Here is a 25,337-nt window from a genome sequence, read left to right on the forward strand (position 1 = left end):
GAGGATGGCGGACGTGGCGGAGTTGACTGAGCCTGTGACCATGACGGCACCACGTGCGGGCGAACAGACCTTCGAGGCGCGCGTACGCGCGCTGATCTGGGAGGCGCCGGGCGTGCTGTCGCTCGAGCTCGCCGCGCCCGATGGCGGCGCATTGCCGGCGTTCGAGCCCGGCGCGCATATCGATCTGAAGCTGCCCGACGGCACGTTGCGGCAATATTCGCTGTGCGGCGATCCCAACGACCTGTCGCATTACCGGCTCGGCATCCGCGCGGTCTCGGGCGGCATGTCGTCGGGCTATGTCCATCGCAAGCTCCGCCCCGGCGATCTCGTCACCGTCAGCGCGCCGCGCAACAATTTCCCGCTCGTCGAGGCCAAGCACTACATCTTCGTCGCGGGCGGCATCGGCGTCACGCCCTTCATCCCGATGATGCGCGAAGTGAGCGCCAAGCACGGCTCCTTCACCCTGCTCTACTGCAACAAGCGTAACGAAGACGCGCCGTTCCTCAACGAGATCAAGAAGCTCGGCGGCGAACTCTCCCTGCACGCGTCCGAAGCCGGCACGCGGCTCGACGTCGCGCAGCGGCTGACCGCGGTGGAGAAGGACGCGGTCATCTACTGTTGCGGCCCCGAGAAGCTGATGCTCGCGGTCGAGGAAGCAACCGCCGCGTGGCCGGAAGGCACCGTGCATTTCGAGTGGTTCGCGCCGCGCGCGCGGCCGGAAGACGAAGTCAGCGGCGCGTTCGAGGTCGTATGCGAGCGCTCCGGCCTGACCGTGACGGTGCCGCCCGATAAGTCGATCCTCGACGTGCTCACCGAAGCCGGCATCGATATCCCGCGCTCCTGCGAGCAAGGCATTTGCGGCACCTGCGAGGTGCGCGTGATCTCCGGCGACATCGACCACCGCGACAGCATCCTGTCGTCGTCCGAGCGCGCCGCCAATCAGACGATGATGACCTGCGTGTCGCGCGCGAAGAGCGGACGGCTGGTGCTCGACATCTGACGCAGGACGAAAAAGGACGATCCGATGGCCGACGAAGAAAAGATCATGCTGACGATCTTTCTCAAGCATGATCAGTCGCAGAACATCGATCAGATCCAAAGCAAGCTCGCCGAGCGGGCTTGGTGGGACCGCTTCCCGCCGGAAGGCTGCGAGGTCGTGAGCTGGACCGTGGCGATGGGCATCGGCCAGATCGTGACGTTGCGCTTCCCGCCCCACCTGCTCAACAAGATCAACATCGAAATCGAGCGCAGCGCCTGGGGCGTGTTCACGACAGAGTTCTTCCCTACCTACGACTTCGTGCCGGTGCGCGAGCGCCTGAAGCGCGAATGGCAAGCCAAGCGGGACGACCAGCGGGGTGACAAGTCATGAGCCGCTATCAATATCCCTATCTGAGCGCGCATCAGACGCGCGAGGCCGAGCCGACCGCGTGGCAGATGGAGTTGGCCGCCGCGATCGAAGGCATCTTCGCCAAGGGCGGCCAGTCGCTCGATGAACTCATCGCGGGGCTCAACGGCTCGCGCGTGCGGCCGCCGGGCGGCGGCGACTGGACGGCGGAGAAGTATACGGCGCTGATGCGCGAACTCGGGGCGTGACGGGAGCAAGATCATGAACGTCGTCACCAAGCCGCCGGCCACCGCCCCCACGCTGACCGATCAGCAGATCCAGGGCGCACTACTCACTGGCGTCCGGAACCGCTGGTGGCCGATCCTGCCGTCGCGTCTGGTCGCTATAGGCGACAAGCCGCTCGGCCTGACCCGTCTCGGCGAGCCGCTGGTCGTCTGGCGCGACGGCAAGGGCATCATCCGCGTGCAGACCGACCGCTGCCCGCATCGCGCCGTGCCGCTGTCGCGCGGCATCAACGAGGGCGACCGCCTGCGCTGCAACTATCACGGCGTCGAGGTCGGTCCCGACGGCACCGTATTGGCGGTGCCGGGCCAGCCGGGCTGCCCGCTCGAAGGCAAGAAGGCGGTCAAGACCTATCCGTCGCAGGAGATCGCCGGCGCGATCTTCGTGTGGTTCGGCGATGCGCTCAACGAAACACCGGCCGAATTCGTGTCGCCGCCGCAGCTCGTCGCGCCCGAATATTCGCAGATGCTGTGCTACGCCGACTGGGAGACGCACTGGCGCTTCCTCTACGACAACAACATGGACCCGATGCACGGCACGTTTCTGCATGCCGTCTCGCACACCATGTACCAGGGCGACACCAAGGCGCACTTCGTCACCCGCGACACACCGACCGGCTTCTTCTTCGAGAAGGAAGGCCAGCGCGACGTCAACTTCGACTGGAGCGAACTGGTCGACGACAACGCGCTGTTCGTGCGCCTCGAAATCCCCTACCCGCCCTCGGCCGGTCCCGGCGGCAACTTCGCCATCATCTCCTTCGGTACGCCGATCGACGACAGCCACACCGCCTGCTTCTTCTGGCGCGTGCGCAAGGTGTCGGGCTGGGAGCGCGATACCTGGCGCTTCCTCTACAGGACCAAGATCGAGGCGCGGCACTGGGCGGTGCTCGAGCAGGACCGCGAGATGCTGGAGGGCTGCAAGCCCGGCATCGAGAAGAACGAGATGCTGTACCAGCACGACGCCGGCCTGATCCGCCTGCGCCGCCATCTGGCGCAGGAGACACGCAAGCAACTCGCCGCCCTGCAGGCGGCGGGCAAACTGTAAGGCAGGACACCCGCAATGCTCGACTTCACGCGAAAGATGCAGGTCAAGTCGGTCGTCTTATTGGCGGCGCTGCTCTTCGGCGCCGCGCCGGCGATGGCGGCCGACGGCGTCTTCCGCGTGACGCTGCTCGGCACCGGAACGCCCGTGCCCTCGCCGGAGCGCTTCGGCAACAGCACCTTGATCGAAGCCGGCAGCCAAAGACTAGTGTTCGATTTCGGCCGCGGCGTCACCATCCGCCTCGCGCAGCTGCACATCCCCTTCGGCAGCATCAACGCCCACTTCCTCACGCACTTTCATTCGGACCATCTCAACGGATTGCCCGATTTGTGGCTGACGGGCTGGCTGCGCCCGCCTTACGGCCAGCGCAATCATGCAATGGCGATCTATGGGCCGCCGGGTCTGCTCAAGCTGACCAAAGGTCTGACCGAAGCCTTCACGCGCGACATCGAGATCCGCAAGGAAGACGAAAAGGATCCCGAGGCCGGCATCGCCTTCGACGTGCATGAGAAGCCGCCGGGCCTGATGTACGAGGCCGATGGCGTGAAGGTGACGTCCTTCCTCAACGACCACGGCCCGCTCGTCACGCCGTCCTACGGCTACAAGATCGAATATGGCGGCCATGCCGTCGTCCTGTCGGGCGACACCCGCTACAGCGCGGAGGTCGTCCGCCAGGCCAAAGGCGCCGACGTGCTCGTGCATTGCGTGACTGTGATCCCCAATGCGCTGCTGCAGAAGGTCCCTGCCTATCAGGCGATCTACAAGCATCTCGCCTCGCCTGAGGCCGCCGGCCAGGTGTTCGCCGAGGCGCGGCCGAAGCTCGCCGTCTACAGCCACATCGGCCTCAACGGCGACGCGCGTGTCGACGATCTGATCGCCCGCACGCGCACCGTCTACGACGGTCCGTTGCAGGTCGGCCGCGATCTGATGACGATCACGGTCGGCGACACGCCGACGGTCGGGGGGCAGCCGTGACCGCGCCGACCATCCGCCACGTGACGGCCCCGGCTGTGCCCGAGCCGCCGCCGGGGCTATTCTCGAACTGCTTGCTGGCCGGCGATACAATTCATATTTCCGGTCAGCACGCCGGCTCGCCGCAAGGTCCGGTCGGCGGCGCCTCGGTGCTGGAGCAGACGCGCGAAGCGCTCAAGCGTGTGCTCGCTTTGATCCGGGCGGCCGGTGGCGACGCCGCAGGCGTCGTGAAGCTGACGGTTTATCTGCGCGACATGAGCCGCAAGGCCGAGGTCAGCGCAGCGCGGCGCGAGGTCTTTGCCGAGCCGATGCCGTGTTCGACTTTGATCGGCGTCAATGAACTGGTCGCGCCGGACCTTCTGGTAGAGGTCGACGCGATCGCTGTGATCGGCGCGCGGCGCACGCCCTCGGACGGCGCCACACAATAAGAGCACGTTAGGAGCCACGCATGCCTGACTATCAATATCCCTCTCTCGATCCGCACCAGACGCGCACGCACGAGCCGACGCAGTGGCAGAAGGAACTCGCCAATGCGATCGAGAGCGTCTTCGTCAAAGGCGCGCGCGAACTCGACGAAGTCGTCGCCGGTCTCAACGGCACGCGCGTGCGTCCGCCCAATGGCGCCGACTGGACGCCTGAGAATTTCACCGCGCTGATGCGCGAACTGGGAGCCTGATCCGATGGCCACGACCACGCTCGAACGCCCCGCCGCGACCACCCCGGCCAAGCCGGCGCCGACCGACCAGCAGGTGCAGGCTTATCTCAGCACCGGCCTGCGCAATCGCTGGTATCCGATCTTGCCGTCGCGCTTCGTCGAGACCGGCGGCAAGCCGCTCGGCATCACCCGCCTCGGCGAGAAGCTCGTGCTCTGGCGCGACGCCACGGGCACCATCCGCGTGCAAGCCGATCGCTGTCCGCACCGCGCGGTGCCGCTGTCGCGCGGCATCAACGAGGGTGACCGCCTACGCTGTAACTACCACGGCGTCGAAGTCGGTCCCGACGGCAAGGTGCTGGCGGTGCCGGGACAGCCCGGCTGCCCGCTCGAAGGCAAGAAGGCGGTGAAGACCTATCCGAGCTTCGAGCTTGCCAACGCGATCTTCGTCTGGTTCGGCGATGCCCTGCATGAAGAGGCGCCGCCGTTCACGCCGCCGGAGCAGCTCTCCTCGCCGGAATACTCGAACTTCCTGTGCTACGCGGACTGGGGCACGCCGTGGCGCTATGCCTTCGACAACCTCATGGACCCGATGCACGGCACCTATCTCCACGCCGTCTCGCACACCATGTACCAGGGCGACACCAAGGCGCAGTTCGCCACGCGCGACACGCCGAAAGGCTTCTTCTTCGAGAAGACCGGCCAGCGCGACGTCAACTTCGACTGGAGCGAACTCGTCGACGACAACGCGCTCTATGTGCGCCTTGAAATCCCCTACCCGCCGGCCGGCGGTCCCGGCGGCAACTTCGCCATCATCGGCTTCGGCACGCCGATCGATACGGACAAGATGTGCGTGTTCTTCTGGCGCGTGCGCAAGGTCTCGGGCTGGCAGCGCGACGTGTGGCGCTTCCTCTACAAGACCAACATCGAGGAGCGCCATTGGCACGTCCTCGAGCAAGACCGTGAAATCCTCGACGGCCTGAAGCCGGGCCTCGAGAAGCACGAGATGCTCTACCAGCACGATGCCGGCATCATCCGCATGCGGCGCTATCTGGCGCAGCAGGCGCGCATGCAGCTCACCGAGTTGCAGCAGGCAGGGAAACTCTGAACGTGACTGGGAATACCTCGGCGGCGGCTCGTCTGAGCCGCCGTACCGCGCTCGGCCTGTTGGCCTCCACCACCCTGCTGCCGATCTTGCCGGCCGGCGCCGAGACGACGCCGGCGGCGTTCCCGCAACGGCCGATCACGCTGATCGTGCCGTTCAGCGCCGGCGGTCCGGTCGACGTGCTCGGACGGCTTCTGGCGCATGAATATCAGGCCCGCAGCGGTGTGACGGTCATCGTCGAGAACAAGACCGGCGGCGCCGGCAATATCGGCATCGAGGCCGTCCGCAAGGCCGCCCCGGATGGCACGACGCTGCTGCTGATCCCCGCGGGCAATCTCACGATCAATCCGACGTTGATGAGCAATCTGCCGTTCGACGTCGAACGCGATTTCGCGCCGGTCACCATGCTGGCAAGCGCGCCGAACGTGATCGTGGTCGCGCCGCAGCTCGGCGTTAAGTCGATCCAGGAGCTCATCGCCAAAGCCAAGAGCGGCCGCATCACCTACGGCTCGCCGGGCGTCGGCAGCCAGCTTCACCTCGCAATGGAGTTGCTCAAGGAGAAGACCGGCGTCGACATGATCCACGTGCCTTATCGTGGTTCGTCGCAAGCGCTCGGCGATCTGCTCGGCGGCCATATCGACGTGCTCGCCACCAATCTGCCGGCGGCGCTCTCCTCCATCAAGGCCAACACCGTCGTGGCGCTGGCGATGACCACCGCGGCGCGCAGCCCGCTGGTGCCCGACGTGCCGACCTTGGCCGAAGCCGGTGTGGCGGGCATCGACGTGACGTCGTGGTACGGCATGCTCGCGCCGAAGGCGATTCCGACCGACGTGCGCGATGCGCTCTTTGCCGTGACCAAGGACGTGCTGACCGCGCCCGCCTTGCAGGAAAAGTTGCTGACGCAAGGCCTGAGCGTCATGATCGAGGGCCCGGACGTGTTCGCGGCTCGCATCAAGCGCGAGACCGAACTCTGGGCCGGCGTGATCAAGAGCCGGCATATCACCATTCAGTAGAGGAGCGCCGGTCGTTGCCGGCGCCCTTACCTATTCCGGCGGCAGTTCCCAAAAATCGATCGACGGGTCGGCCGGCAGTTCCTTCTTGGGATGAACCACCGCGTACTTGCCCGCGTAATAGAGAAGCGGCGTGCGCTCGTCGTCGCGCAGGCCGACGATATGGCCGATGAAGATCGTGTGGTCGCCGCAGTCGTGAACGGCAGCGACCTTCGACGCGATCGCCGCGCTCACATGCGCCAGCACCGGAATGCCGTGCATGTGCTCGAACAACAGATCGGGATCGGCCGCGCCCTGACCGGCGAAATGCTGACTGACGGACTCCTGCCCCTGCGCCAGGATGCTGACGCCGAAATGGCCGGAGTTCTGCAGCGCGTCGTGCATGCGCGCCTTCTTGGCGACCGAGATGATGCACAAAGGCGGCGTCAGCGAGCCCGACATGAAGGCGTTGGCGGTCATGCCGCGCACCGCCCCCTCGACCTCCGTGGTGATGACCGTCACGCCCGACGCGAAGCGTCCCATCACCCGCCGGAACAATTTGCTGTCGAAGGCGGTCTCGCCCTGTACGTTCATGCTGTCCTGTCCTGGTCGCCGGTCGCACGCACCACTATGGGCCTCTGCCCACGTGATAGCTCAGTTCGCCCGGATCCGTAAGGTCCGGCACCCGCCAGCCGTCCAGGTCGTATTCGGCCATGCACTGCTCGGCGAAGCCCTTGAACCGGTCGGCATTGCCGGAGGCTTGGGCGCCGAACAGGCAATAACGCCTGATTTCCTCGGTTGAGCCGCCGTAATTGATCTCGTAAAGCTCGTGCCGCCCGCCGAACTCGGTGCCGAGAGTGTCCCACAAGAGCTTCATGAGCTTGACGCGCTCCTCGGCGTTGTAGCCGTTGGAGCCGCGCATATAGCGATCGAGATAGGGTCTGATCTCGGGATTCTTGAAGTCGCTCGCATGCGAGTTGAGGTAGATGAGCCCGGACGCCACCGTCTGCTCGATGATGTACTTGATCTTGGAATAAGCGATGGTGGCGATGATGGCGTAGGCGTTGCCTGGGTCCATGTTGGGCAGCAGATAGCCGCCGATCCAGGGTTTGGGATCGCGCACCATGGCGTCCGACAGCGCCCAGAACAGATTGCGCCAGGCGATCACCTCGCCGACATTGGCCTGCACGCCACGGTAATCCTTGGTGCCGGCGGCTTCCGTGGCCTTGAGCAGCAGTCCCGCGATGAAGTCGAGCTTGACGGCCAGCCGCGTGCAGCCATGCACGACGAAGCGCGGCAGGAAGCCGGTGCGCGGGAAGAAGTTGTTGGCCTTCTCGACGTCCCCGTACACGAACACGTTCTCCCAAGGCACCAGCACCTTGTCCATGATGAAGACGGCGTCGTTCTCGTCGACCCGGCTCGACAAGGGATAGTCGAAGGGCGAGCCCATCACCGTCGCCTGCATCTCGTACGACGTGCGACAGATGAACTTCACGCCCGGCGTATTGGTCGGCACCATGAACACGACGGCGAAGTTCTTGTCCTGCACCGGAATCAAGCCGTGATGCGCCACGAAGGTGTAGTTGGTCAGCACCGAGCCGGTCGCCACCACCTTGGCGCCGGAGACGATGATGCCTTTGTCGGTCTCCTTCTCGACGTGACAGCAGACATCGGCGACTTCGTTCGGCGGTTTGTCGCGATCGACCGGCGGATGGATGATGGCGTGATTGACGAAGGGCACGCGCTCCTGGCTGTACTTGTACCAACGCTTGGCGTTCGCCTGGTACGGATCGTAGAAGTCGGCATTGGCGCCGAGCGTCGCGAGGAAAGCCGCCTTATAGTCGGGCGCGCGGCCGAGCCAGCCGTAAGTGAGCTTCGCCCATTCGGCGATGGCGGTGCGGCCGGCGAGCAACTCTTCGGGCGTCTTCGGCGCCTTGAAGAAGGCATGGGTCATGCCACCGTTGCCGGTGTCGGTCGGCACCAGGATCTTGTCTTTGTGCTTGTCGTCGTGCAGCGCGTCGTAGAGACGGGCGACCATACGCGAGGTGTTGCGGAAGGCGGGATGCGCGGTGACTTTCTTTACCCGCTCGCCATAAATGAAGACCTCGCGGCCGTCGTCCAACGACTCGAGGTATTCCGCGCCGTTCTGCGGCCGGCTGACGGCGACATTGCCCGTGGTGGTCGGCGCGGCGGCGAACGCCTCCGCATTGCCGCGGTTGCTCATGGCCTCCTCCCGTGTTTCCTATCCCTGAAATGCGGTTCTTCTGTCTTGAAGGCGAGTATGACACCGCGAACGTCGGCAACAAGTCCGCAGCTTGCAACGGCGGAGGCTTCCCCTAGAGTTGCCCGTCTCGCTTGAGCGCAAGGAGTCGCCGGAGATGACGAAGGAACTGCTGTGGCTGACGCTGACGGTCGTCCTGACCGGGCTGTTGTGGCTTCCCTATGTTCTCGACCGCATGAAGGTACGCGGCGTGATGGGATGTATGGCCAACCCCTCGCGCGACGACAAACCGCAGTCGGCCTGGGCGCAGCGGCTGTACTTCGCGCACACGAATGCGGTCGACAATCTCGTGATCTTCGCGCCGCTGGTGCTGATCCTCGATAATATCGGCCACTCGACCCCGGCGACGGTGATTGCCTGCGCTGTCTATTTCTGGGCGCGGCTGGCGCACGCGATCGTCTACGCGCTCGGCATTCCGGTCGTGCGCACGCTCGCCTTCGCCGTCGGCTTCGTCTGCCAGGCGGTGCTGGCGCTGGCGGTGTTCGGGATCGTCTGAGCGCGCCGATCTTAAGCGGCGGGGCCGAGACCTGGCGCCGCGCGCTCGGCGATCGCCCGCATATCGAGACCGCGTGGCAGCAGGCCAAAGGCGCCCCCCTCCTCGCCCGACAGCCGCGAGGCACAGAAGGCATCGGCCACAGCGGCCGGTGCATGCTTGACCAGCAGCGCCGCCTGCAACGCCAGCACCAGCGCGCGCACCAGCGCGCGCGCCTGCGCCTCGTCATTACGCTCGGCGCCGGTCAGCCGCGCGAACAGCCGCGCATTGAACGCCTTCAGCCGCGCGTCGCCACCGTCGTCCAATTCGCGCTTGAGCACGTCGCCGATGGTCGGCGTGCGGCCGAGCGCGCGCAACACATCGAGGCACATGACGTTGCCGGACCCTTCCCAGATCGAGTTCACCGGCGCCTCGCGGTAGAGCCGCGGCATGATGCTTTCCTCGATGTAGCCGGAGCCGCCGAGCACCTCCATCGCCTCGACTGTGAGAGAAGGCGTGCGCTTGCAGATCCAGAACTTCGCCGCCGGCGTCACCACGCGGCGCAAGGCGAGCGAAGCCTCGTCGCTCTCGTCATAGGCCCGCGCGAGGCGCATGGTCAGCACGGTCGCCGCCTCGCATTCGAGCGCCATGTCGGCAAGGACGTTGGTCATCAGCGGCTGGTCGATCAGCTTCTTCTGGAAGGCCGAGCGATAGCGCGCGTGGTGCACGGCCTGCGCCACCGCCTGCCGCATCAGGCCGGATGAACCGATACAGCAGTCAAGGCGCGTGTAGTTGGCCATCTCGATGACGGTCGGGATGCCGCGCCCCTCCTCGCCGATCAGCTCGGCATAGGCACCGAAGAACTCCACCTCGCTCGAGGCATTGGACTTGTTGCCGAGCTTGTCCTTGAGCCGGTTGATGTGCACCGCGTTGCGCACGCCGTCCGGGGTCCAGCGCGGCATCAGGAAACAGCTCAGCCCCTTCGGCGCTTGCGCCAGCACCAGGAAGGCGTCGCACATCGGCGCCGACATGAACCACTTGTGGCCGTGCAGACGGAAGGTGCCGTCGCCCGCCGGTTCGGCACGGGTCTCGTTGCTGCGCAGGTCCGAGCCGCCCTGGTTCTCGGTCATGCCCATGCCGAGCAGCACGGCGTTCTTCTCCCGCGCCGGCATGAAGCGCTTGTCGTAGCGGCGGCCAAAGATCAGCGGCAGCCAGGCCTCGGCGATGGCGGGCGACTGGCGCAAGGTCGGCACCGAGCCGTAGGTCATGGCGATCGGGCAATAAACGCCGCTCTCGACCTGGGCCAGCATGTAGGTGCCGGCGGCGCGGGCGACGTGCGCGCCGGGCTTCGGGTCAGCCCAGGGGCTCGAATGCAGTCCGGCATCGAGCGCGAGCGTCAGCAGTTCGTGCCAGGCCGGGTGGAATTCAACTTCATCGAGACGATGACCAAATCGGTCGAAGCTATTGAGTTGTGGAGGAAATTTGTTTGCAGCAAAGCCGGCGTTTAGGGTCGTCGGCTTGCCGAAAGTGGCGCCCAATTGGCCGAGATCGCGCTCCGCCCAACCGGCTCCTTCGCGCGCCACGGCCGCGCGCAACACGGCGTCGCCCTCGAACAGGTTATAGCCCTCGAGCGGCGGCGGCTGGTTCTGGACGTCGAACATTACATGCTCCGTCGTGCCGGGCTTCTTATCCCTCCCCCTGCCAGGGGAGAGATATGAAAGCGAAGTCCGGAAAGACGGAGCCTAGTGCAGCCGCCGATTCACGGAAACAGCGCCACCTGATCGATGCCGGTCGTCTCCGGCCAGCCCATGACCAGGTTCATGTTCTGGATCGCCTGGCCGGAAGCGCCCTTCACCAGGTTGTCCAACGCCGCAATGATGATCGCCTTGCCCGGCACGCGATCCTTGGCAACGCCGATGAAAGTCATGTTGGAACCGCGCACGTGCCGGGTATGCGGCGTCTCGCCGAACGGCAGCACGTGGACAAACGGCTCCTTCGCGTAGAACTTCAAAAGTATCTCGTGAAGTTCTTCCGGCGTCTTGCCGCGCCGGCCACGCACGTAGATGGTCGAGAGGATGCCGCGGTTCATCGGCAGCAGGTGCGGCGTGAAGGAGACGACCACCTCCTTGCCGGCGGCGCGCGAGAATTCCTGGTCGAGCTCGGCCATGTGCCGGTGATGGCCGACGCCATAGGCGTTGAAGCCTTCCGACACCTCCGAGAACAGCATCGCTTCCTTGGCCGCGCGCCCTGCCCCGGTCATGCCCGACTTGGCGTCGATGACGATGTCGTCGAGTTCGATGGCCTTGGCCTTGATCAAGGGGATCAGCGGCAACTCGGCGCAGCTGGTGTAGCAGCCGGGATTGGCGATGAGCTGCGCTTTCTTGATGTCGCGCCGGTGGATCTCGACCAGCCCGTACACCGCCTGCTGCTGCAGCTCGGGCGCGAGGTGCTCGTGGCCGTACCACTTGGCATAGGCAGCCGTATCGGCGAGCCGGAAATCGGCCGACAGGTCGACGATCTTCGCCGACGGCGCCGCAGCGAAGATCGCCTTGATCACCTTCTGGGTGGTCGCATGCGGCAGCGCGCAGAAGATCAGATCGAGGCCGGACGCCGCCCAGTCGACGCTTTCGAGCGCGACCAAAGTCGGCAGCTCATAGGGCGAGAACTGCGGGAACACCTCCCGCATCTGCTTGCCGGCGCTCCGCTCGGCGGTCAGCAGCGCGATCTCGACGCGCGGATGGCGCAGCAACATGCGCACCAGCTCGGAGCCGGTGTAACCCGAGGCGCCGAGGACGCCCACTTTCGCTTTGCTGGCCATGGTCTTCTTCCCTTCATCGCCGGCAAAAGCCGGCCCACTTGCCCCCGAAGGAGCGATTTCGACTTACCGGATGAAGGAAACGGCTGTCACGTTCAAGTACCGCCCTCTCCGGCGGCACGGGTGACGACGACTAGCGGCGCGCCCGTGCCGGGGTGGCACGGCGGCGGCGGACTGCCAGAGCTGGGAGCGCGGTCGTCATGGACGGCGATATAGGGCGGGTTCCGCGGCGGGTCAACGGTCCCTCTCGGAGCCGCGGCGGACGAGCCACCTTAATAGCGGCCCGCCCCAACCGCTTCCTGCACAGCGGCCGGCTGTGTCACGCCGTTGGCGATGAGCAACTGGGCGAGCACCCGCGCCTTCTGCGGGTTGAGATCGAGCGAGACGGCAAAGCCGAGCTTGTCGTCATCGACCTCGACATTGCGATTGACGAAGCCCGAGCCGACGCGCGAGGCGCGGATCACCACGACGCCCTGTTGGGCGGCGGCGGCCAAGGCATCGATCGCCGCCTTGCTGGCATTGCCGTCGCCGACGCCGGCGAGCACGATGCCCTTGGCGCCACGTTTGACGGCGTCGTCGATGGCGGCGGCGTCCATGCCGGCATGCGCATAGACGATCTCGACCCGCGGCAGCGGTGGCTGCGCCGGCAAGGTGTAAAGCTTGGTCGCGCGCGGCGCCACCGGCTGAACGAACCGCACCGAGGCCGGATCGACGTAACCGGCCGGTCCGCCGTTCGGCGATTGGAAAGTCTCGACGCTGGTGGTGTTGGTCTTCTGCACCAGACGCGCCGCGTGGATCGTGTCATTGAGCACGACCAGCACGCCGCGGCCCTTGGCGCCGTCGGATGTCGCGACCTTCACCGCTTCATAGAGATTGGCCGGCCCGTCAGCGCTGATCGCGGTCGACGGCCGCATCGAACCAACCAGCACCACCGGTTTGTCCGTGCGGAGCACGTTGGCCAGGAAAAAGGCCGTCTCCTCCATGGTGTCGGTGCCATGGGTGACGACGACGGCATCGGCCTCGCCTTTACCGAGGAGGTCGTCTATGCGGCGCGCCAGCGTGAACCACACGGTATCGTTCATGTCCTGCGAGCCGATCGAGGACACCTGTTCGGCCGAGATCTGCGCGAGCTTGTCGATGCCGGGCACCGCGGCGATCAGGTCCTGCGCGCTTACCTTGCCGGCTTGATAACCGATGCCGCCGCCCGATCCGCTGCCAGCGATGGTGCCGCCAGTGGCCAGCACAGCAACACGCGGTAATGCCTGAGCCTGGACGGGTAAGCCGCCGCCGCCCAAAGCAAGCGCGACAATGCAGGCGAGCAGAATGTGTCTTGCCGCGACCATGCTTCACCTCAACAGGCTCAAGCGCGATGGGTCAGCGTAATACGCCGCGGCGCAGCGGCAGTAGTAACGGCATGAGGGGCAGAGGCGCGCTCAATGCCGCGATAGAAGCGGCCTCGTTGCGAGGATCGCAGGAAAAAGAAATGGGCCCTGGCAGGGAGCGTGCACTTGCCAGGGCCCACCGATCGCGATGTGTCCAAGATGAAAGGATTGGATATTCGAACCTCCAGGCCCTCATCGCATCGCGACGGTAGCCTCTCTTACTTGAGGCCGTCTTTGACGAGATCGAACTTGGCGGTCAGATTCGTACCGATCGCCTGCAGCGTGCCGATGATGACGACGGCGATACCGGCGGCGATCAGCCCGTATTCGATCGCGGTGGCGCCGGATTCGCACTTCAGAAAACGAGCGACAGAAGACATTGTTTTTTACCTCCAGAGCAGTTGTGCTCAATCAACCTGACACTCGGAGGTTAGTATTGAGGTATTTCAATATGCTTACGTCGATCACATAACTTTTCTATAAACCCGTTAACGTTGTGCCTGTGGACAATATTTACCGGAAATCGGCGGCATAATGGAACCGCATGACTTGTCTGGATTTTCGGCGCCGGCGCGCGGCCGTCCCACATGAAAAAGGCCGCCGGGACCGGCGGCCTTTCGCAAAATTTTTTTCAAAGGCCCCTCAGGTCAGGGCGTGCACCTGCACCAGCCGATAGCCGGTGCCATCCTTCTCGACATAGCCGGCCGAGGGGAACGGGAAGTGATAGCCGATGACCGGCATCTTGTCGGCGAGCGCCATGTCGTAGAGCTTGCGGCGCGTCGCTTCCGCCACGGCGGCTTCGTTATCGAACATCAGATGCCAGCCGGGATTGCGCATGAACACGCCCGGATGATTGGTGACGTCGCCCTGCACCGCCAGTTGCTTTGAGCCGGCGCCGAGAATGAAGGACACATGTCCCGGCGTATGACCGGGCGTCGCAACCGAGACGATGCCGGGCGCGACTTCCTTGCCGGCCTCGAATTGCGTCGGCGTGAGACCGTCGAACGTCTTCTTCACATTGGCGAAGTTGCCCTTGTTGGCGGCGTTGGCCTTGCTCTGGTTGGCCTCATCCGTCCAGAACGCCCATTCGGCCGCGGGCACTTTGATCTCGGCATTCGGAAACGCCGGTGTGCCATCGGCATTCTTGAGGCCGCCGATGTGATCGCCGTGGAAATGCGAGATCAGCACGATATCGACGGACTTCGGATCGATGCCGGCCGCCGCCATGTTGGCACGCATATTACCGACGGCGCCCTTGGTGGCCGCAAACGCGCCGAGCCCGTTGCCGGTATCGATTGCGATGGTCTTACCGCCGGACTTCACGACCAACGGACTGAAGGTGATCGTCACCTGCCCTTTTGGCATATACAGCGCCTCATAGGCCGCCGCGGCCTGATCCTTCGCGACGTTGGCGACGAAGTTGTCCGGCATCGGAAAGGTGCGCGAACCGTCGAACACCTGCACGATCTCGCCATCACCGAACTTGTACCGATAAACGCCCGTTATGCCGTTATCAGCGCTCTGTGCATGCGCCGGCGATAAGGATGGCAAACCTGCCGCCGCGACAGCGGCGGTGCCCAACAGGGCCGAACGACGATCGATCTGCATGAGATCCTCCAGCGTTTCTGGGTTTTGAGATTCCGATAGCCGGGCGACGGCGCGCGTCGCGTCCCGCCGCCAACAACGTGCTTACTGCCTATTCCTCTTTCGCGCGTTGAAATCGGCGTGAAGACGTCGATACTAAGACCTGTATCTGACCACAGCTTTTACAACGATTTTACGGCGCCCCGAGAGAGCGACGCGATAGCGTCACGTGCCCGAGACCGCGACACGTCGCTAACGGGTACGAACAGGCCGGTCACACCAACCGGCATAACAAAAAGTTTGGGGAGGAATAGATGCGTCGTTTCACCACACCGGCCGCTGCGCTCAGCCTCGTCGCCATCTGCGTCACGACGGCATTGGCTCAAGTGCCGGCCGATCCGAACAACCCGAATGAAAACGTGCCCGATACGGTGCCGTTCACGATGCCTTACGGCGAACCGATCAATCTCGATACCGCGAAGAAAGTAGCGGCGGCCGCGGCGGCGGAAGAGACCAACCGCAAATGGAATGGCGCATTCTGCATCGCCATTGTCAGCCCGAGCGGCGATCTCGTCTATTTCCAGAAAGGCGATAACTGCCAATACGCTTCCGTGACGGTGTCGGCGCATAAGGCCCGCACGGCCGCGAAATATCGCCGGCCGACCTTGGTCTTCGAACGCCTCATGGCCAAGGGCAACTACTTCACTTACCTCGCGACTCTGGATGATGTGATCGCTTCGCGCGGCGGCAATCCGCTCATCGTGAACGGCAAGATCGTCGGCGCGATCGGCGTTTCCGGTGGGACCGGATCGCAGGACGACACGATCTCACAGGCCGGTGCCGCAGCGCTGAAATAGCGGATTGCTGTGTCAACACCCCGCCCCGCCGATGCCGTCGGCGGGGCTTTTCACCGTGGCCGTCAGCTCGCCGCCCAGGCCCATACTTTCGAAATGCCGTCGCCGAGCGTCAAAAGCACGGCCGCCCAGACGAAGGCCGAGCTGAAATTCGCCAACTGGAAGCGCCAATACGGCATCTCGAAAATGCCGGCGACCAGCGGCACCGCGGCGCGCAGCGGACCGAAGAAGCGGCCGATGAAAATGCCGAGCGCGCCCCACTTCTTCACGAAAGCTTCGCCGCGCGGGATCAATTGGGGATGGCGCGACAGCGGCCACATATGCGCGACGGAGTATTCGAGCTTCTGGCCTATCCAGTAGGAAAGCCAGTCGCCGCATGCCGCGCCGAGCGCGGCGCCGATCCACACCGGCCAAAAGCTGATGCCGCTCGTGCCGATGAGCGCGCCGATCGCCACCAAGGCGCCCCAGGCCGGCACCAGCAGCGAGATGAAGGCGAGCGACTCCGCGAAGGCAAGCGCGAACATCACCGCCGGCGCCCAGGCTGCGTTCTGGCGCGCAAAGTCGACGACGTGTTCGAAGTAGAGGTGGATGGCTTCCATTGAAATCGTGCGTCGCGTCCCGCGCCTGGAGGCCTATCTAACGCGCCGCCGTCGGGCGTGCCAGCGCGGGCGGCATTTTGTCCGAGCCCTCACTCCGGCAGCACCGGCTTGTCGCTCGGAAAGAGCTGACCGGCGACCACCAGGCCGATCGTCAGCAGCGGCGTCGCCAGAAATGCGCCGATCGGTCCCCACAGCCATGCCCAGAACACCAGCGACAGAAAGACCGCCAGCGGTGTCAGCGTCAGCCGCCGCCCGACCACCGCGGGCGTGATGAAGTTGCCTTCGACCGTCGCCATCACGATGTAGACGATCGGGGCGATCAGCGCGTGCGTGATCGAGGGGAAATGAATGACCCCGACGCTGAACAGAATAATAATGACGGCGCCCGGCCCAAGGTAGGGGATGAAGCTGAGCACGAAGGTCAGCGCGCCCCACGCCACCGCATTGGGCAAGCCGATGATCGACGAGGCCAACGCGACGAGCACGCCTTCGGCGAAGTAGATGACGCTGACGGTTGCGAAATAGGCCGTGAGATTTGCTTCGGCGTCGTGGATGACCCGCAAGCCGCGCAGGCGCGCATCGCCGTTGGGCAGCAAGAGCACGATGCCGCGCCGCAATTGCACGCGCGCGGAGACGAAGAAGAACAGCGTGCCGAGGAAGATCAGCAGTTGCCCGATGGCCGGCGTCACAAAACCGATGGCCGGCGTGAGCAGGCCGAGCGCCGGCTGGATCAGGTTCGAAATGCCGAAATCGAGCGGCGCCGAATGGTCGCCGCCGGGATTGAGCACGTCCCGCAGGTCACGCATGGCCTGGATCGGATAATCGAGCAGCCACAGCTTGTCCTTGAGCCGGGCGCCGATCTCCGGCGCCTTGCCGACCCAGTCCGATACCGGGGCGGCGAGAACCAGGATCAGAAGCGACAGAATGCCGACCAGCAGGAGGACGAGAAGCAGCGCGCTCAGCGGCTGCGGCACCCCGCGCGCGGCCGCCCGGTCGGAAATCGGCCCCATCAGGATGCCGATGACCGCGGCGGCGACGACCGGGAGGAAGACAAACCGGGCCAGCTGGAGGAAGCCGATGAACAGCAGGATGAAAATACCGATCAGCGCCAGCTGGGTGGCAAAGGCCCACGGATCGCGCCGCAACGGCGTGTCATCCAGGCCATTCGACCGCTGGCCTCTCACCGCACTGGGGGCATCCATCGTCTGTTCCTTGGTCGCCTCGGGAGAGGCCCCGCATTAACACGGCCCGGCCGCTTTGGTTGCGGCGGAAAGAGGGCACGGCCCCCGCTGCCCCCTATAGCATGCGGCCGCCGGCTATCCACGGGCTGCCTTGCTCTTGCCTTGGCCCCCGGGCAGACACCCCCTCCCCGCGATGAACGCCCGCCCGGCGCGGCGTGGCATAGTGGGTGGCAAGTGATTCGCGACGCTCCTATCTGAAGGTTTGGAATGGCCAAGTCTGCAACCAACAAGAAAAACGCCCAAAACCCCGACCTGTTCGCAGCTGGCGGGGACAAGGCGACCCCCGCCTCCCGGAACAAGCCGGCGCGGGGAGCGGGAGACGGCGGCTATTCGGCCAAGCACATCGAGGTGCTGGAGGGGCTCGAGCCGGTGCGGCGGCGCCCCGGCATGTATATCGGCGGCACCGACGAGAAGGCGATGCACCACCTCTTCGCCGAGGTGATCGACAACGCCATGGACGAGGCCCTCGCCGGCCATGCCGACTGGATCGACGTCGAACTCGACAAGGACGGCTTTGTCTCGGTGACCGACAACGGCCGCGGCATGCCGGTCGACAACCATCCGAAGTTCAAGAACAAGTCGGCGCTGGAAGTGATCATGTGCACGCTGCACGCCGGCGGCAAATTCGACTCTGAGGTCTACGAGACCTCCGGCGGTCTGCACGGCGTCGGCGTGTCGGTCACCAATGCGCTCTCGGAGCGGCTGGAGGTCGACGTCTGGCGCGAGCAGACGCAGTACCACATGGCGTTCGAGCGCGGTCATCCCAAGGGCAAGCTCGAGAAAGTCGGCCGCGCGCCGAACAAGCGCGGCACGCGCGTGCGCTTCAAGCCCGACCCGCAGATCTTCGGCGCCAAGGCGCACTTCAAGCCCGAGCGCCTGTTCAAGATGTCGCGCTCGAAGGCCTATCTGTTCGGCGGCGTCGAGATCCGCTGGCATTGCGCGCCGGAGCTGCTGCACGGCAGCGACGTGCCCGAGGAAGCGACGTTCCACTTCGCCGAAGGCCTGAAGGACTATCTCGCCACCAGCTTCGAAGGCGCGACGCTGGTGCATCCGGATATCTTCACCGGCTCGTCCGGCAAGGCCGGCCGCGCCGGCGCCGTCGAATGGGCGGTCGCCTGGTCCGCCGACACCGACGGCTTCATCAACTCCTACTGCAACACGGTGCCGACGCCCGATGGCGGCACGCACGAGTCCGGCCTGCGCTCCGCCCTGCTGCGCGGCCTGAAGGACCACGCCGCGCGTGTCGGCAAGGAGAAGCAGGTCGGACCGGTCACCAGCGAAGACGTGATGACGGGCGTCGGCTGCATGCTGTCGGTGTTCGTCCGCGAGCCGGAATTCCAGGGCCAGACGAAGGACCGCCTCGCGACCGCCGAAGCGCAGCGCGTCGTCGAGCAGGCGATCAAGGATCCGTTCGACCATTGGCTCGCCGGCAATCCAATGCAGGCCAACAAGCTGCTCGACTTCATCATCGAGCGCGCCGACGAACGCATCCGCCGCCGTCAGGAAAAGGACATCGCCCGCAAGACCGCGGTGCGCAAGCTGCGCCTGCCCGGCAAGCTCGCCGACTGCACCAATTCGGCGTCCGAAGGCTCGGAAATCTTCATCGTCGAAGGTGACTCGGCCGGCGGCTCGGCCAAGCAGGCGCGCGATCGCCGCACCCAGGCGGTGCTGCCGCTGCGCGGCAAGATCCTCAACGTCGCGTCGGCCGGCAAGGACAAGCTGGCGCAGAATGCCCAGCTCGCCGACCTGATCCAGGCGCTCGGCGTCGGCACCGGCTCCCACTTCAAGACCGACGATCTGCGCTACGAGAAGGTCATCATCATGACCGACGCCGACGTCGACGGCGCGCACATCGCTTCGCTGCTGATCACGTTCTTCTACCGGCAGATGCCGCAACTGATCGACTCTGGCCGGCTCTATCTCGCGGTGCCGCCGCTCTATCGGCTGCAGCACGGCGGCAAGATCGCCTATGCGCGCAACGACGCGCACAAGGACGTGCTGCTCAAGAGCGAGTTCAATGCCAACGCCAAGGTCGAGGTCTCCCGCTTCAAAGGCCTCGGCGAGATGATGGCGGCGCAGCTCAAAGAGACGACCATGGATCCGAGCAAGCGCACACTGCTCCGCGTCAAGCTCGTCGAGGAAGAGCGCAAACCGACCGATACCGCGGTCGAGCGGCTGATGGGCAACAAGGCCGAAGCGCGCTTCGAATTCATCCAGGAAAAGGCAGAGTTCGCGGCGGAAGAACTGCTGGACGTGTAGGCTTCACGCCCGGGACCGTACGCCGTGGCCTCTCGCTAGACGGCAGCGTCTGGGTCCCCGCCGGCACGTCGCGGAGATCGAGCACGTGGCTTCGGCGACACCACGCGCACAGTGTCATGCCCGGGCTTGACCCGGGCATCCATGACGAGTCTCCATGCATAGGAGCCGTACGTTCGGTTGTGCCGCGATGCACGGCGTCGTGGATTGCCGGGTCGAGCCCGGCAATGACCGTGGGGAAAACTGGAGCAAGTGCGGCGCACGTTAGCGCGCCTTTGCATATCCTACAGGCACTTCTTCAGCGTCGGCGTCTTGATGTTACGGCCGACGACGACACCGTCCTTCACCCGCGGTGCCCCACCCTGCGGCTGGTTGAACATGGTGCGGCGGGTCCCGTTGCCCAACTGGAAGACCAGCGTCTGACGCTCCTCGTTCGGCGCGCCCGGCTGGAACAACATCTCGACGGTCAGACGATTGCCGCTCTGCGGATTGGCGGTAAGGACGCTGTATTGGTTCGCGGCGTAGCCCGGCCCGAGATCGTGCAACTCGATCACGAGGCCTTCGGCAGGCGATGCGATGTTGACGTGCGGATTGGCGGGCGATGGCGCCTGCGTGCAATCGGCCGCCCAGGCACCGAACAAATCGAGCTGCTTATAGAGTTCCTCCAGCGTTTCCGGCTGGGCCTTGGCGGCTTCGGAGGACTCGGTTTGCTGCTCCGTCTGGGCAGCGGCAGGCGAAACGAACGCAGCACAACACAGCAATACCGCAACCAGCAGACGCACTCACTTACTCCCCTGCGGCAAGAACGGGGAGCACCATAGCAGCGCGCCGCGTACCGGCAATCGGTACGCGGCGCTGTCCCTAAGACAATTGTATGAGACTATTCGTCGAACTTCAGATTGGCCGCCTTCACGACATCGGAGAACGACTTGATGTCGGCCTCGATGACCTTCTTGAACGCATCGCCGGTCGGTCCGCCGGGCGTCGTCGCCATTTTCTTGAGGCCGTTCTGGACCGCCGGATCCGCCAGCGCCCGACCAAGATCGGCGGTGAGCTTCTGCACGATCGGCGCAGGCGTCCCGGCCGGGACGAAGAAGCCGCTCCACAACTTGATGTTCACGTCCGGATAGCCCGCCTCCGCCATGCTCGGCACGTCGGGCAGTTCCGGCGAACGCTCGCTGCCGGTCACGGCGAGCGCACGAACCTTACCGCTCGTGATCAACGGAATCGCCGGCGGGCCGTCGCCGATGGTCAGCAGACAGTCGCCTGCCATCACGCACAGCACAGAGGCATTGCTGCTCTTGAACGGAATCGCCACCGCCGGCGCGCCGGTCTTGAGCTTGAACAACTCGGTGGTGATCGTGAAGGCCGGCGACGACGAACCATAATTCGCCTTGTCCGGATGCGCCTTCGCCCACTCCACCAGTTCCTTCACGGTCTTGGCGGGATGATTGGCCGGCACCGTCATAACCAGGGGGAATGACGCGATCATGTTGAGCGGGATGAAGCTCGTGACCGCGTTATAATTGAGGTTCGGATAAATCGCCGAGGCGATCGACATCTGCCCTGTGGCGCCGACGAGCACCGTGTAGCCATCCGGCGCCTGCTTGGCGACGTATTCGGACGAAATGCGGCCGCCAGCGCCGGCCTTATTTTCGACCACGGCGGTGTAGCCGGTCTGTTCCTGAAACTTGGCCACGACCAGCCGGGCGAACAAGTCGTTGCCGCCGCCCGCGGCGAACCCCACGATAAAGCGAATCGGCCGGGTCGGATAATCCTGCGCCGCAGCCCCCGTGGCGGCCAGCAGCAGGCCACCCAGCGCGCAGGCCAAAATACGTCGTCTCGTCATTGTCGTTTCCACCTTTGCGTCCTGTGTCGGACTTGGCGGGGAGACTACACCGATGACGCAGCCGGCGGAAATGCTAATCTCGCCGCAGGGCCGGGTTAGCCCCATGCTGCCGACGTCGTTTTCAATGCGCGCAAATCAGCCGACCGCGGTTGCCCGAGAGGTGCTGGGCCATCCGCGTGCCCTGCCCTACCTGTTCGCCACCGAGATGTGGGAGCGGTTCTCGTATTACGGGATGCGCTCGCTGCTCGTACTCTACATGCTCAAGCATCTGCTCGATCCTGAGCGCATGGCGCAGGTCTGGGGCCTGGCCGCCTTCAAGCAGGCGCTCGAAGTCGTCTTCGGCCCACTCGCTGCCCAACCTTTCGCCTCGCAGATCTACGGCTTCTACGCCGGCCTCGTTTACCTGACGCCGATCGCCGGCGGGCTTTTGGCCGACCGCGTCTTCGGCCAGCGCCGCATGGTGCTCGCCGGCGCGGCCTTGATGGCGGTCGGCCATTTCATGATGGCCTTCGAGCCTCTGTTTCTGTTCGCGCTCGGCGTGCTGATCCTCGGCAATGGCGCGTTCAAGCCGAACATCTCGACGCAGGTCGGCGCCCTCTACGCGCAAGGCGATCCGCGCCGCGACCGCGCCTTCTCCATCTTCTACGTCGGCATCAATCTCGGCGCATTCCTCACGCCCTTCATCTGCGGCACGCTCGGCGAGCTTTACGGCTGGCACTACGGCTTCGCCGCCGCGGGCGTCGGCATGACGCTCTCGCTGGTCATCTATCTCTTCGCCACGCCCTACCTGCCGCCCGACGCCTTTGCCAAGCGCGATGCATCGCCGCCGCTGGACGCGCAGTCATGGCGGGCTATCATTGCGCTGCTCATCCTGTTCCTGCCGGTCAGCCTCTTCTGGGCGACCTACGAACAGCAGGGCAACACGATCACCTTGTGGGCGGACCAGCAGACCGACCGCCACATCGATCTGCTGCTGTTGGCTTTCGACATTCCAGTCACCTGGTTTCAATCCTTCAATCCGCTGATGATCTTCGTGTTCACGCCGTTCATCCTCGCTCTTTGGCGGCGCCAGGGCGCGCGCGAGCCCTCGACGGTGACGAAGCTCGCCATCGGCTGTCTGCTCAACGCGGCGTCCTGGCTGGTCATGTACGCCGCGGCCACCGATACGGGCGGCGGCCAGGCGAGCTGGCTCTGGCTTCTGGGCTTCTTCGCGGTCCTCACCGTCGGCGAGATCTATCTCTCGCCCACCAGCCTGTCGCTGGTGACCAAGGTCGCGCCCACTTCGCTGCTATCGATGCTGATGGGCGTGTGGCTGGCGACCAGCTTCGCCGGCAATTTTCTCGCCGGTTATCTCGGCACGTTGTGGTCGAGCATGACCCACGGCAGCTTTTTCCTGCTGCTCGCCGCGCTCTCCGGCGCCGCCGGCCTCGTCATCGCCCTACTTACCCGCCCCCTGCGCGACGTGCTGAAGGGTTAGTCCATCGCCACTCTTGTCGTCATGCCCGGCCTTGTGCCGGGCATCCACGTCTTAAGGCCGGAACAAGAACGTGGATGGCCGGGACAAGCCCGGCCATGACGGCGGAGAAGCCTACACTCCAATTCAGATGGCTTCTTAGTCCATCGGCAGGCCGACATACTGCTCGGCCAGCGACGTCGAGGCGGCCTCCGAACTCGTCAGGTAATCGAGCTCGGCCAATTGGCGGCGATGGTCGAACGCGGTCTCGTCCGGGAAGCGGTGCATGATCTGCGTCATCCACCAGGAGAAGCGCTGCGCCTTCCACACGCGCCGCAGGCACGTCGCGGAATAATTCTCGATCAGATCGGTGCGCTTGTTCTTGTAGAAGGCCGACAAGGCGCGCGACATGAACACGACGTCGGCGAAGGCGAGGTTCATGCCCTTGGCGCCGGTCGGCGGCACGATATGCGCGGCGTCGCCGGCCAGGAACAGGCGGCCGTACTGCATCGGTTCGGCGACGAAGCTGCGCATCGGCGTGATGCCCTTCTGCAGCATCTTGCCTTCCTTGAGTTCGCGCGCGCCGCCGAGCCGCGTGTGCAGTTCGTCCCAGATGCGGTTGTCCGGCCAGTTGGCGATGTCGTCGTCGTGGTCGCACTGCAGATACAGCCGCGCCACGGACATCGAGCGCATGGTGTAAAGCGCGAAGCCGCGGTCGGTGTAGTTGTAGATCAGTTCGTGGTCCGGCGGCGGGCTCTCGGTAAGGATGCCGACCCAGCCGAACGGATATTCCCGCTCGAACACCTTGAGCACGCCTTCCGGGAAGCTCGGCCGGCAGATGCCGTGGAAACCGTCGCAGCCGGCGATGAAATCGCATGCGATCTCCTTCGCCTTGCCCTCGTGCGTGAAGCGGATCGTCGGCCGCTCCGAGGTGATGTCGTGCACGCTGACATCGTCGACCTCGAACAACAGGTCGCCGCCGTCGGCGCGGCGGCGCGCCACGAGATCCTTCACCACCTCCTGCTGGCCGTAGATGGTGACGCGCTTGTTGACGAGCTTCTGGAAATCGAGCCGGTGCAGCTCGCCGTTGATGCCGATGTAGTTGCCCCAGTGCAGCACGCCCTCGCGCGCCATGCGCTCGCCGACGCCGATCTCGGTCAACACATCGGCCGACCAGTGCTCCAGGAGCCCGGCGCGGATGCGATTGTAGATGTACTCTTCGCTGCGGTTCTCGATGATGATCGAGTCGATGCCGGCGAGGCGCAACAGGCGCGCCAGCATGAGCCCGGCCGGCCCCGCCCCGATGATGCCCACCTGCGTGCGCAATTTGCCTTCGGTGCCTGCCGCCATGATCCGTCTCCCTGCGGCCGCCGGCGCTCTCGCCCGTTATCGCGCGGCCGGTGTTTCTTGGCCGCGGACACTAGCCGCGCTGTCCACCCGAGGCAAGGCAGAAATAAGCAGCGATGCTTATTTGTTAGATGGACAGAAAAGCCCGCCGCTAGGCCCGTTTCAGCTGCTGCCGGCCGATGCTGTGCCAATCCTCGAGAATGGCGGGATATTCGGATTTCGGCGACTGCCACATCGACGCGAAGGCCATGCCGCGCAGCAGATAGTGCGTCGCCTTGACGAAGGACTGGACGCTCTGCCGCTCGTATCCCGCCTCGCACAGCGCATCGATCCAGATCGTGTCGAGGACGTTGCGGAACTCGCGCACCACCGGCGTGTTCATCTTCGCCAGCGCCGGATTGCGCCGCGACACCGTGACCATCTCCATCAGCGCCAAATAGGTCGGGCTGAAACAGAATGACTTCGAATTGGCGAGAAACGCGGCGATCGGATCGGCGGACCGCGCCTTGCGCGCGGCGAGCACCCGCGCCTGCTCCGCCGCCTGCATCAGCGTGTAGCGCGTGGCGGCGACGATGAGATCGTTCTTGGTGCGGAAATAGTTTTCCTGCGCGCCGCGCGACACGCCGGCGGCCTTGGCGACGCGCGTCGCCGTGAACTTCTCATAGCCGTCCTCGATCAGCACGGTCATCGCGGCCTTGAGAACGGCCTCGCGGGTCTCGCGCCGGCGCTCTTCCTGCGTGCGGCGCGGCGCACGCTTGGGCAAGGGGGCGGAACGTTTGGGCATGCGACCTCTGGAACGAAAACGGCCGGCCAACTTA

Annotated in this window: 26 protein-coding genes; 13 read left to right on the top strand and 13 right to left on the bottom strand. The window is 64.9% G+C overall.

The features are described 5' to 3' along the window. Positions 1–13 precede the first annotated feature (13 nt). Genes DW352_RS07430 through DW352_RS07470 form a run of 9 tightly spaced genes read left to right on the top strand, consistent with a single transcriptional unit; the run spans position 14 to position 6,410 of the window. Positions 14–1,000: a PDR/VanB family oxidoreductase gene (locus tag DW352_RS07430; RefSeq protein ID WP_210209942.1), complete on the top strand. Its 987-nt coding sequence runs from the start codon at positions 14–16 to the stop codon at positions 998–1,000. 24 nt (positions 1,001–1,024) lie between these two features. Next, positions 1,025–1,369, top strand: coding sequence for a hypothetical protein (locus tag DW352_RS07435; RefSeq protein ID WP_115689942.1), 345 nt, complete (start codon positions 1,025–1,027; stop codon positions 1,367–1,369). Then, on the top strand, positions 1,366–1,593 hold the full coding sequence (locus DW352_RS07440; protein ID WP_115689944.1) for a recombinase-like helix-turn-helix domain-containing protein: 228 nt from the start codon (positions 1,366–1,368) through the stop codon (positions 1,591–1,593). The genes DW352_RS07435 and DW352_RS07440 overlap by 4 nt, the downstream gene beginning before the upstream one ends. Before the next feature lie 13 nt (positions 1,594–1,606). Next, positions 1,607–2,671: an aromatic ring-hydroxylating oxygenase subunit alpha gene (locus tag DW352_RS07445; RefSeq protein ID WP_115689946.1), complete on the top strand. Its 1,065-nt coding sequence runs from the start codon at positions 1,607–1,609 to the stop codon at positions 2,669–2,671. Between the two features lie 15 nt (positions 2,672–2,686). Then, the gene (locus DW352_RS07450; protein WP_210209943.1) at positions 2,687–3,643 is read left to right on the top strand and encodes an MBL fold metallo-hydrolase; all 957 of its coding nucleotides are present in this window, start codon (positions 2,687–2,689) and stop codon (positions 3,641–3,643) included. Then, positions 3,640–4,068 (top strand): RidA family protein, encoded by a 429-nt coding sequence (locus tag DW352_RS07455; protein ID WP_210209944.1) that lies wholly within the window; start codon positions 3,640–3,642, stop codon positions 4,066–4,068. The genes DW352_RS07450 and DW352_RS07455 overlap by 4 nt, the downstream gene beginning before the upstream one ends. Before the next feature lie 20 nt (positions 4,069–4,088). Beyond that, positions 4,089–4,316: a recombinase-like helix-turn-helix domain-containing protein gene (locus DW352_RS07460; protein ID WP_115689948.1), complete on the top strand. Its 228-nt coding sequence runs from the start codon at positions 4,089–4,091 to the stop codon at positions 4,314–4,316. A gap of 4 nt (positions 4,317–4,320) precedes the next feature. Next, a complete protein-coding gene (locus tag DW352_RS07465) occupies positions 4,321–5,400 on the top strand; it encodes an aromatic ring-hydroxylating oxygenase subunit alpha (protein ID WP_115689950.1) in 1,080 nt (359 codons plus the stop codon). A gap of 2 nt (positions 5,401–5,402) precedes the next feature. Beyond that, positions 5,403–6,410 (top strand): Bug family tripartite tricarboxylate transporter substrate binding protein, encoded by a 1,008-nt coding sequence (locus tag DW352_RS07470; RefSeq protein WP_210209945.1) that lies wholly within the window; start codon positions 5,403–5,405, stop codon positions 6,408–6,410. Between the two features lie 30 nt (positions 6,411–6,440). Here DW352_RS07470 and DW352_RS07475 read toward each other — a convergent pair whose 3' ends face one another. Together DW352_RS07475 and DW352_RS07480 are read right to left on the bottom strand one after the other, a co-directional pair. Then, positions 6,441–6,980, bottom strand: coding sequence for a flavin reductase family protein (locus tag DW352_RS07475; protein ID WP_115689952.1), 540 nt, complete (start codon positions 6,978–6,980; stop codon positions 6,441–6,443). Between the two features lie 34 nt (positions 6,981–7,014). Beyond that, positions 7,015–8,610: a 4-hydroxyphenylacetate 3-hydroxylase family protein gene (locus DW352_RS07480; RefSeq protein WP_115689954.1), complete on the bottom strand. Its 1,596-nt coding sequence runs from the start codon at positions 8,608–8,610 to the stop codon at positions 7,015–7,017. 154 nt (positions 8,611–8,764) lie between these two features. Here DW352_RS07480 and DW352_RS07485 point away from each other — a divergent pair, with 154 nt between their 5' ends. Beyond that, positions 8,765–9,163, top strand: coding sequence for an MAPEG family protein (locus tag DW352_RS07485; RefSeq protein ID WP_115694286.1), 399 nt, complete (start codon positions 8,765–8,767; stop codon positions 9,161–9,163). An 11-nt stretch (positions 9,164–9,174) separates the two neighbouring features. Here DW352_RS07485 and DW352_RS07490 read toward each other — a convergent pair whose 3' ends face one another. From DW352_RS07490 to DW352_RS07510, 5 genes are all read right to left on the bottom strand, one after another. After that, positions 9,175–10,800, bottom strand: coding sequence for an isovaleryl-CoA dehydrogenase (locus DW352_RS07490; RefSeq protein ID WP_115689956.1), 1,626 nt, complete (start codon positions 10,798–10,800; stop codon positions 9,175–9,177). 98 nt (positions 10,801–10,898) lie between these two features. Next, positions 10,899–11,957 carry an N-acetyl-gamma-glutamyl-phosphate reductase gene (gene argC, locus DW352_RS07495; RefSeq protein WP_115689958.1) on the bottom strand — a complete coding sequence of 353 codons (1,059 nt, stop codon included), beginning with the start codon at positions 11,955–11,957 and terminating at the stop codon, positions 10,899–10,901. Positions 11,958–12,226: 269 nt separating this feature from the next. Next, entirely contained in the window at positions 12,227–13,297 is a 1,071-nt protein-coding gene (locus DW352_RS07500) for an asparaginase (RefSeq protein ID WP_115689960.1), read from the bottom strand. Positions 13,298–13,554: 257 nt separating this feature from the next. Beyond that, positions 13,555–13,716 (bottom strand): Flp family type IVb pilin, encoded by a 162-nt coding sequence (locus tag DW352_RS07505; protein ID WP_115689962.1) that lies wholly within the window; start codon positions 13,714–13,716, stop codon positions 13,555–13,557. Positions 13,717–13,978: 262 nt separating this feature from the next. Further along, positions 13,979–14,944, bottom strand: coding sequence for an MBL fold metallo-hydrolase (locus DW352_RS07510; RefSeq protein WP_115689964.1), 966 nt, complete (start codon positions 14,942–14,944; stop codon positions 13,979–13,981). Between the two features lie 290 nt (positions 14,945–15,234). Here DW352_RS07510 and DW352_RS07515 point away from each other — a divergent pair, with 290 nt between their 5' ends. Continuing rightward, positions 15,235–15,777, top strand: coding sequence for a GlcG/HbpS family heme-binding protein (locus DW352_RS07515; protein WP_115689966.1), 543 nt, complete (start codon positions 15,235–15,237; stop codon positions 15,775–15,777). Positions 15,778–15,839: 62 nt separating this feature from the next. Here DW352_RS07515 and DW352_RS07520 read toward each other — a convergent pair whose 3' ends face one another. Then, a complete protein-coding gene (locus tag DW352_RS07520) occupies positions 15,840–16,373 on the bottom strand; it encodes a DedA family protein (protein WP_115689968.1) in 534 nt (177 codons plus the stop codon). Positions 16,374–16,462: 89 nt separating this feature from the next. After that, entirely contained in the window at positions 16,463–17,575 is a 1,113-nt protein-coding gene (locus DW352_RS07525; protein WP_115689970.1) for an AI-2E family transporter, read from the bottom strand. A 246-nt stretch (positions 17,576–17,821) separates the two neighbouring features. Between DW352_RS07525 and parE the strand changes: the two genes are divergently transcribed. Next, complete coding sequence (parE, locus tag DW352_RS07530; RefSeq protein WP_115689972.1) at positions 17,822–19,873, top strand: DNA topoisomerase IV subunit B; 2,052 nt, start codon at positions 17,822–17,824, stop codon at positions 19,871–19,873. A gap of 281 nt (positions 19,874–20,154) precedes the next feature. Here parE and DW352_RS07535 read toward each other — a convergent pair whose 3' ends face one another. Together DW352_RS07535 and DW352_RS07540 are read right to left on the bottom strand one after the other, a co-directional pair. Beyond that, entirely contained in the window at positions 20,155–20,652 is a 498-nt protein-coding gene (locus DW352_RS07535; RefSeq protein WP_115689974.1) for a hypothetical protein, read from the bottom strand. A 98-nt stretch (positions 20,653–20,750) separates the two neighbouring features. Continuing rightward, positions 20,751–21,719, bottom strand: coding sequence for a Bug family tripartite tricarboxylate transporter substrate binding protein (locus DW352_RS07540; protein ID WP_162826838.1), 969 nt, complete (start codon positions 21,717–21,719; stop codon positions 20,751–20,753). A 124-nt stretch (positions 21,720–21,843) separates the two neighbouring features. Here DW352_RS07540 and DW352_RS07545 point away from each other — a divergent pair, with 124 nt between their 5' ends. After that, complete coding sequence (locus tag DW352_RS07545) at positions 21,844–23,196, top strand: peptide MFS transporter (RefSeq protein WP_115694287.1); 1,353 nt, start codon at positions 21,844–21,846, stop codon at positions 23,194–23,196. A gap of 135 nt (positions 23,197–23,331) precedes the next feature. On the opposite strand, the gene pobA is transcribed toward DW352_RS07545, so the two are convergent. Continuing rightward, positions 23,332–24,498, bottom strand: coding sequence for a 4-hydroxybenzoate 3-monooxygenase (gene pobA / locus DW352_RS07550; RefSeq protein WP_115694288.1), 1,167 nt, complete (start codon positions 24,496–24,498; stop codon positions 23,332–23,334). A gap of 172 nt (positions 24,499–24,670) precedes the next feature. Beyond that, positions 24,671–25,303 (bottom strand): TetR/AcrR family transcriptional regulator, encoded by a 633-nt coding sequence (locus DW352_RS07555; RefSeq protein ID WP_115689978.1) that lies wholly within the window; start codon positions 25,301–25,303, stop codon positions 24,671–24,673. Positions 25,304–25,337: the final 34 nt, after the last annotated feature.

It is taken from the genome of Pseudolabrys taiwanensis (assembly GCF_003367395.1).
GTDB lineage: Bacteria > Pseudomonadota > Alphaproteobacteria > Rhizobiales > Xanthobacteraceae > Pseudolabrys > Pseudolabrys taiwanensis.

Coding starts and splice junctions, on each gene's coding strand:
- DW352_RS07435 (WP_115689942.1), top strand. CDS start 1,025: ATGGCCGACGAAGAAAAGATCATGCTGACGATCTTTCTCAAGCATGAT.
- DW352_RS07440 (WP_115689944.1), top strand. CDS start 1,366: ATGAGCCGCTATCAATATCCCTATCTGAGCGCGCATCAGACGCGCGAG.
- DW352_RS07445 (WP_115689946.1), top strand. CDS start 1,607: ATGAACGTCGTCACCAAGCCGCCGGCCACCGCCCCCACGCTGACCGAT.
- DW352_RS07450 (WP_210209943.1), top strand. CDS start 2,687: ATGCTCGACTTCACGCGAAAGATGCAGGTCAAGTCGGTCGTCTTATTG.
- DW352_RS07460 (WP_115689948.1), top strand. CDS start 4,089: ATGCCTGACTATCAATATCCCTCTCTCGATCCGCACCAGACGCGCACG.
- DW352_RS07465 (WP_115689950.1), top strand. CDS start 4,321: ATGGCCACGACCACGCTCGAACGCCCCGCCGCGACCACCCCGGCCAAG.
- DW352_RS07475 (WP_115689952.1), bottom strand. CDS start 6,980: ATGAACGTACAGGGCGAGACCGCCTTCGACAGCAAATTGTTCCGGCGG.
- DW352_RS07480 (WP_115689954.1), bottom strand. CDS start 8,610: ATGAGCAACCGCGGCAATGCGGAGGCGTTCGCCGCCGCGCCGACCACC.
- DW352_RS07485 (WP_115694286.1), top strand. CDS start 8,765: ATGACGAAGGAACTGCTGTGGCTGACGCTGACGGTCGTCCTGACCGGG.
- DW352_RS07490 (WP_115689956.1), bottom strand. CDS start 10,800: ATGTTCGACGTCCAGAACCAGCCGCCGCCGCTCGAGGGCTATAACCTG.
- argC (WP_115689958.1), bottom strand. CDS start 11,957: ATGGCCAGCAAAGCGAAAGTGGGCGTCCTCGGCGCCTCGGGTTACACC.
- DW352_RS07500 (WP_115689960.1), bottom strand. CDS start 13,297: ATGGTCGCGGCAAGACACATTCTGCTCGCCTGCATTGTCGCGCTTGCT.
- DW352_RS07505 (WP_115689962.1), bottom strand. CDS start 13,716: ATGTCTTCTGTCGCTCGTTTTCTGAAGTGCGAATCCGGCGCCACCGCG.
- DW352_RS07510 (WP_115689964.1), bottom strand. CDS start 14,944: ATGCAGATCGATCGTCGTTCGGCCCTGTTGGGCACCGCCGCTGTCGCG.
- DW352_RS07515 (WP_115689966.1), top strand. CDS start 15,235: ATGCGTCGTTTCACCACACCGGCCGCTGCGCTCAGCCTCGTCGCCATC.
- DW352_RS07520 (WP_115689968.1), bottom strand. CDS start 16,373: ATGGAAGCCATCCACCTCTACTTCGAACACGTCGTCGACTTTGCGCGC.
- DW352_RS07525 (WP_115689970.1), bottom strand. CDS start 17,575: ATGGATGCCCCCAGTGCGGTGAGAGGCCAGCGGTCGAATGGCCTGGAT.
- parE (WP_115689972.1), top strand. CDS start 17,822: ATGGCCAAGTCTGCAACCAACAAGAAAAACGCCCAAAACCCCGACCTG.
- DW352_RS07540 (WP_162826838.1), bottom strand. CDS start 21,719: ATGACGAGACGACGTATTTTGGCCTGCGCGCTGGGTGGCCTGCTGCTG.
- DW352_RS07545 (WP_115694287.1), top strand. CDS start 21,844: ATGCGCGCAAATCAGCCGACCGCGGTTGCCCGAGAGGTGCTGGGCCAT.
- DW352_RS07555 (WP_115689978.1), bottom strand. CDS start 25,303: ATGCCCAAACGTTCCGCCCCCTTGCCCAAGCGTGCGCCGCGCCGCACG.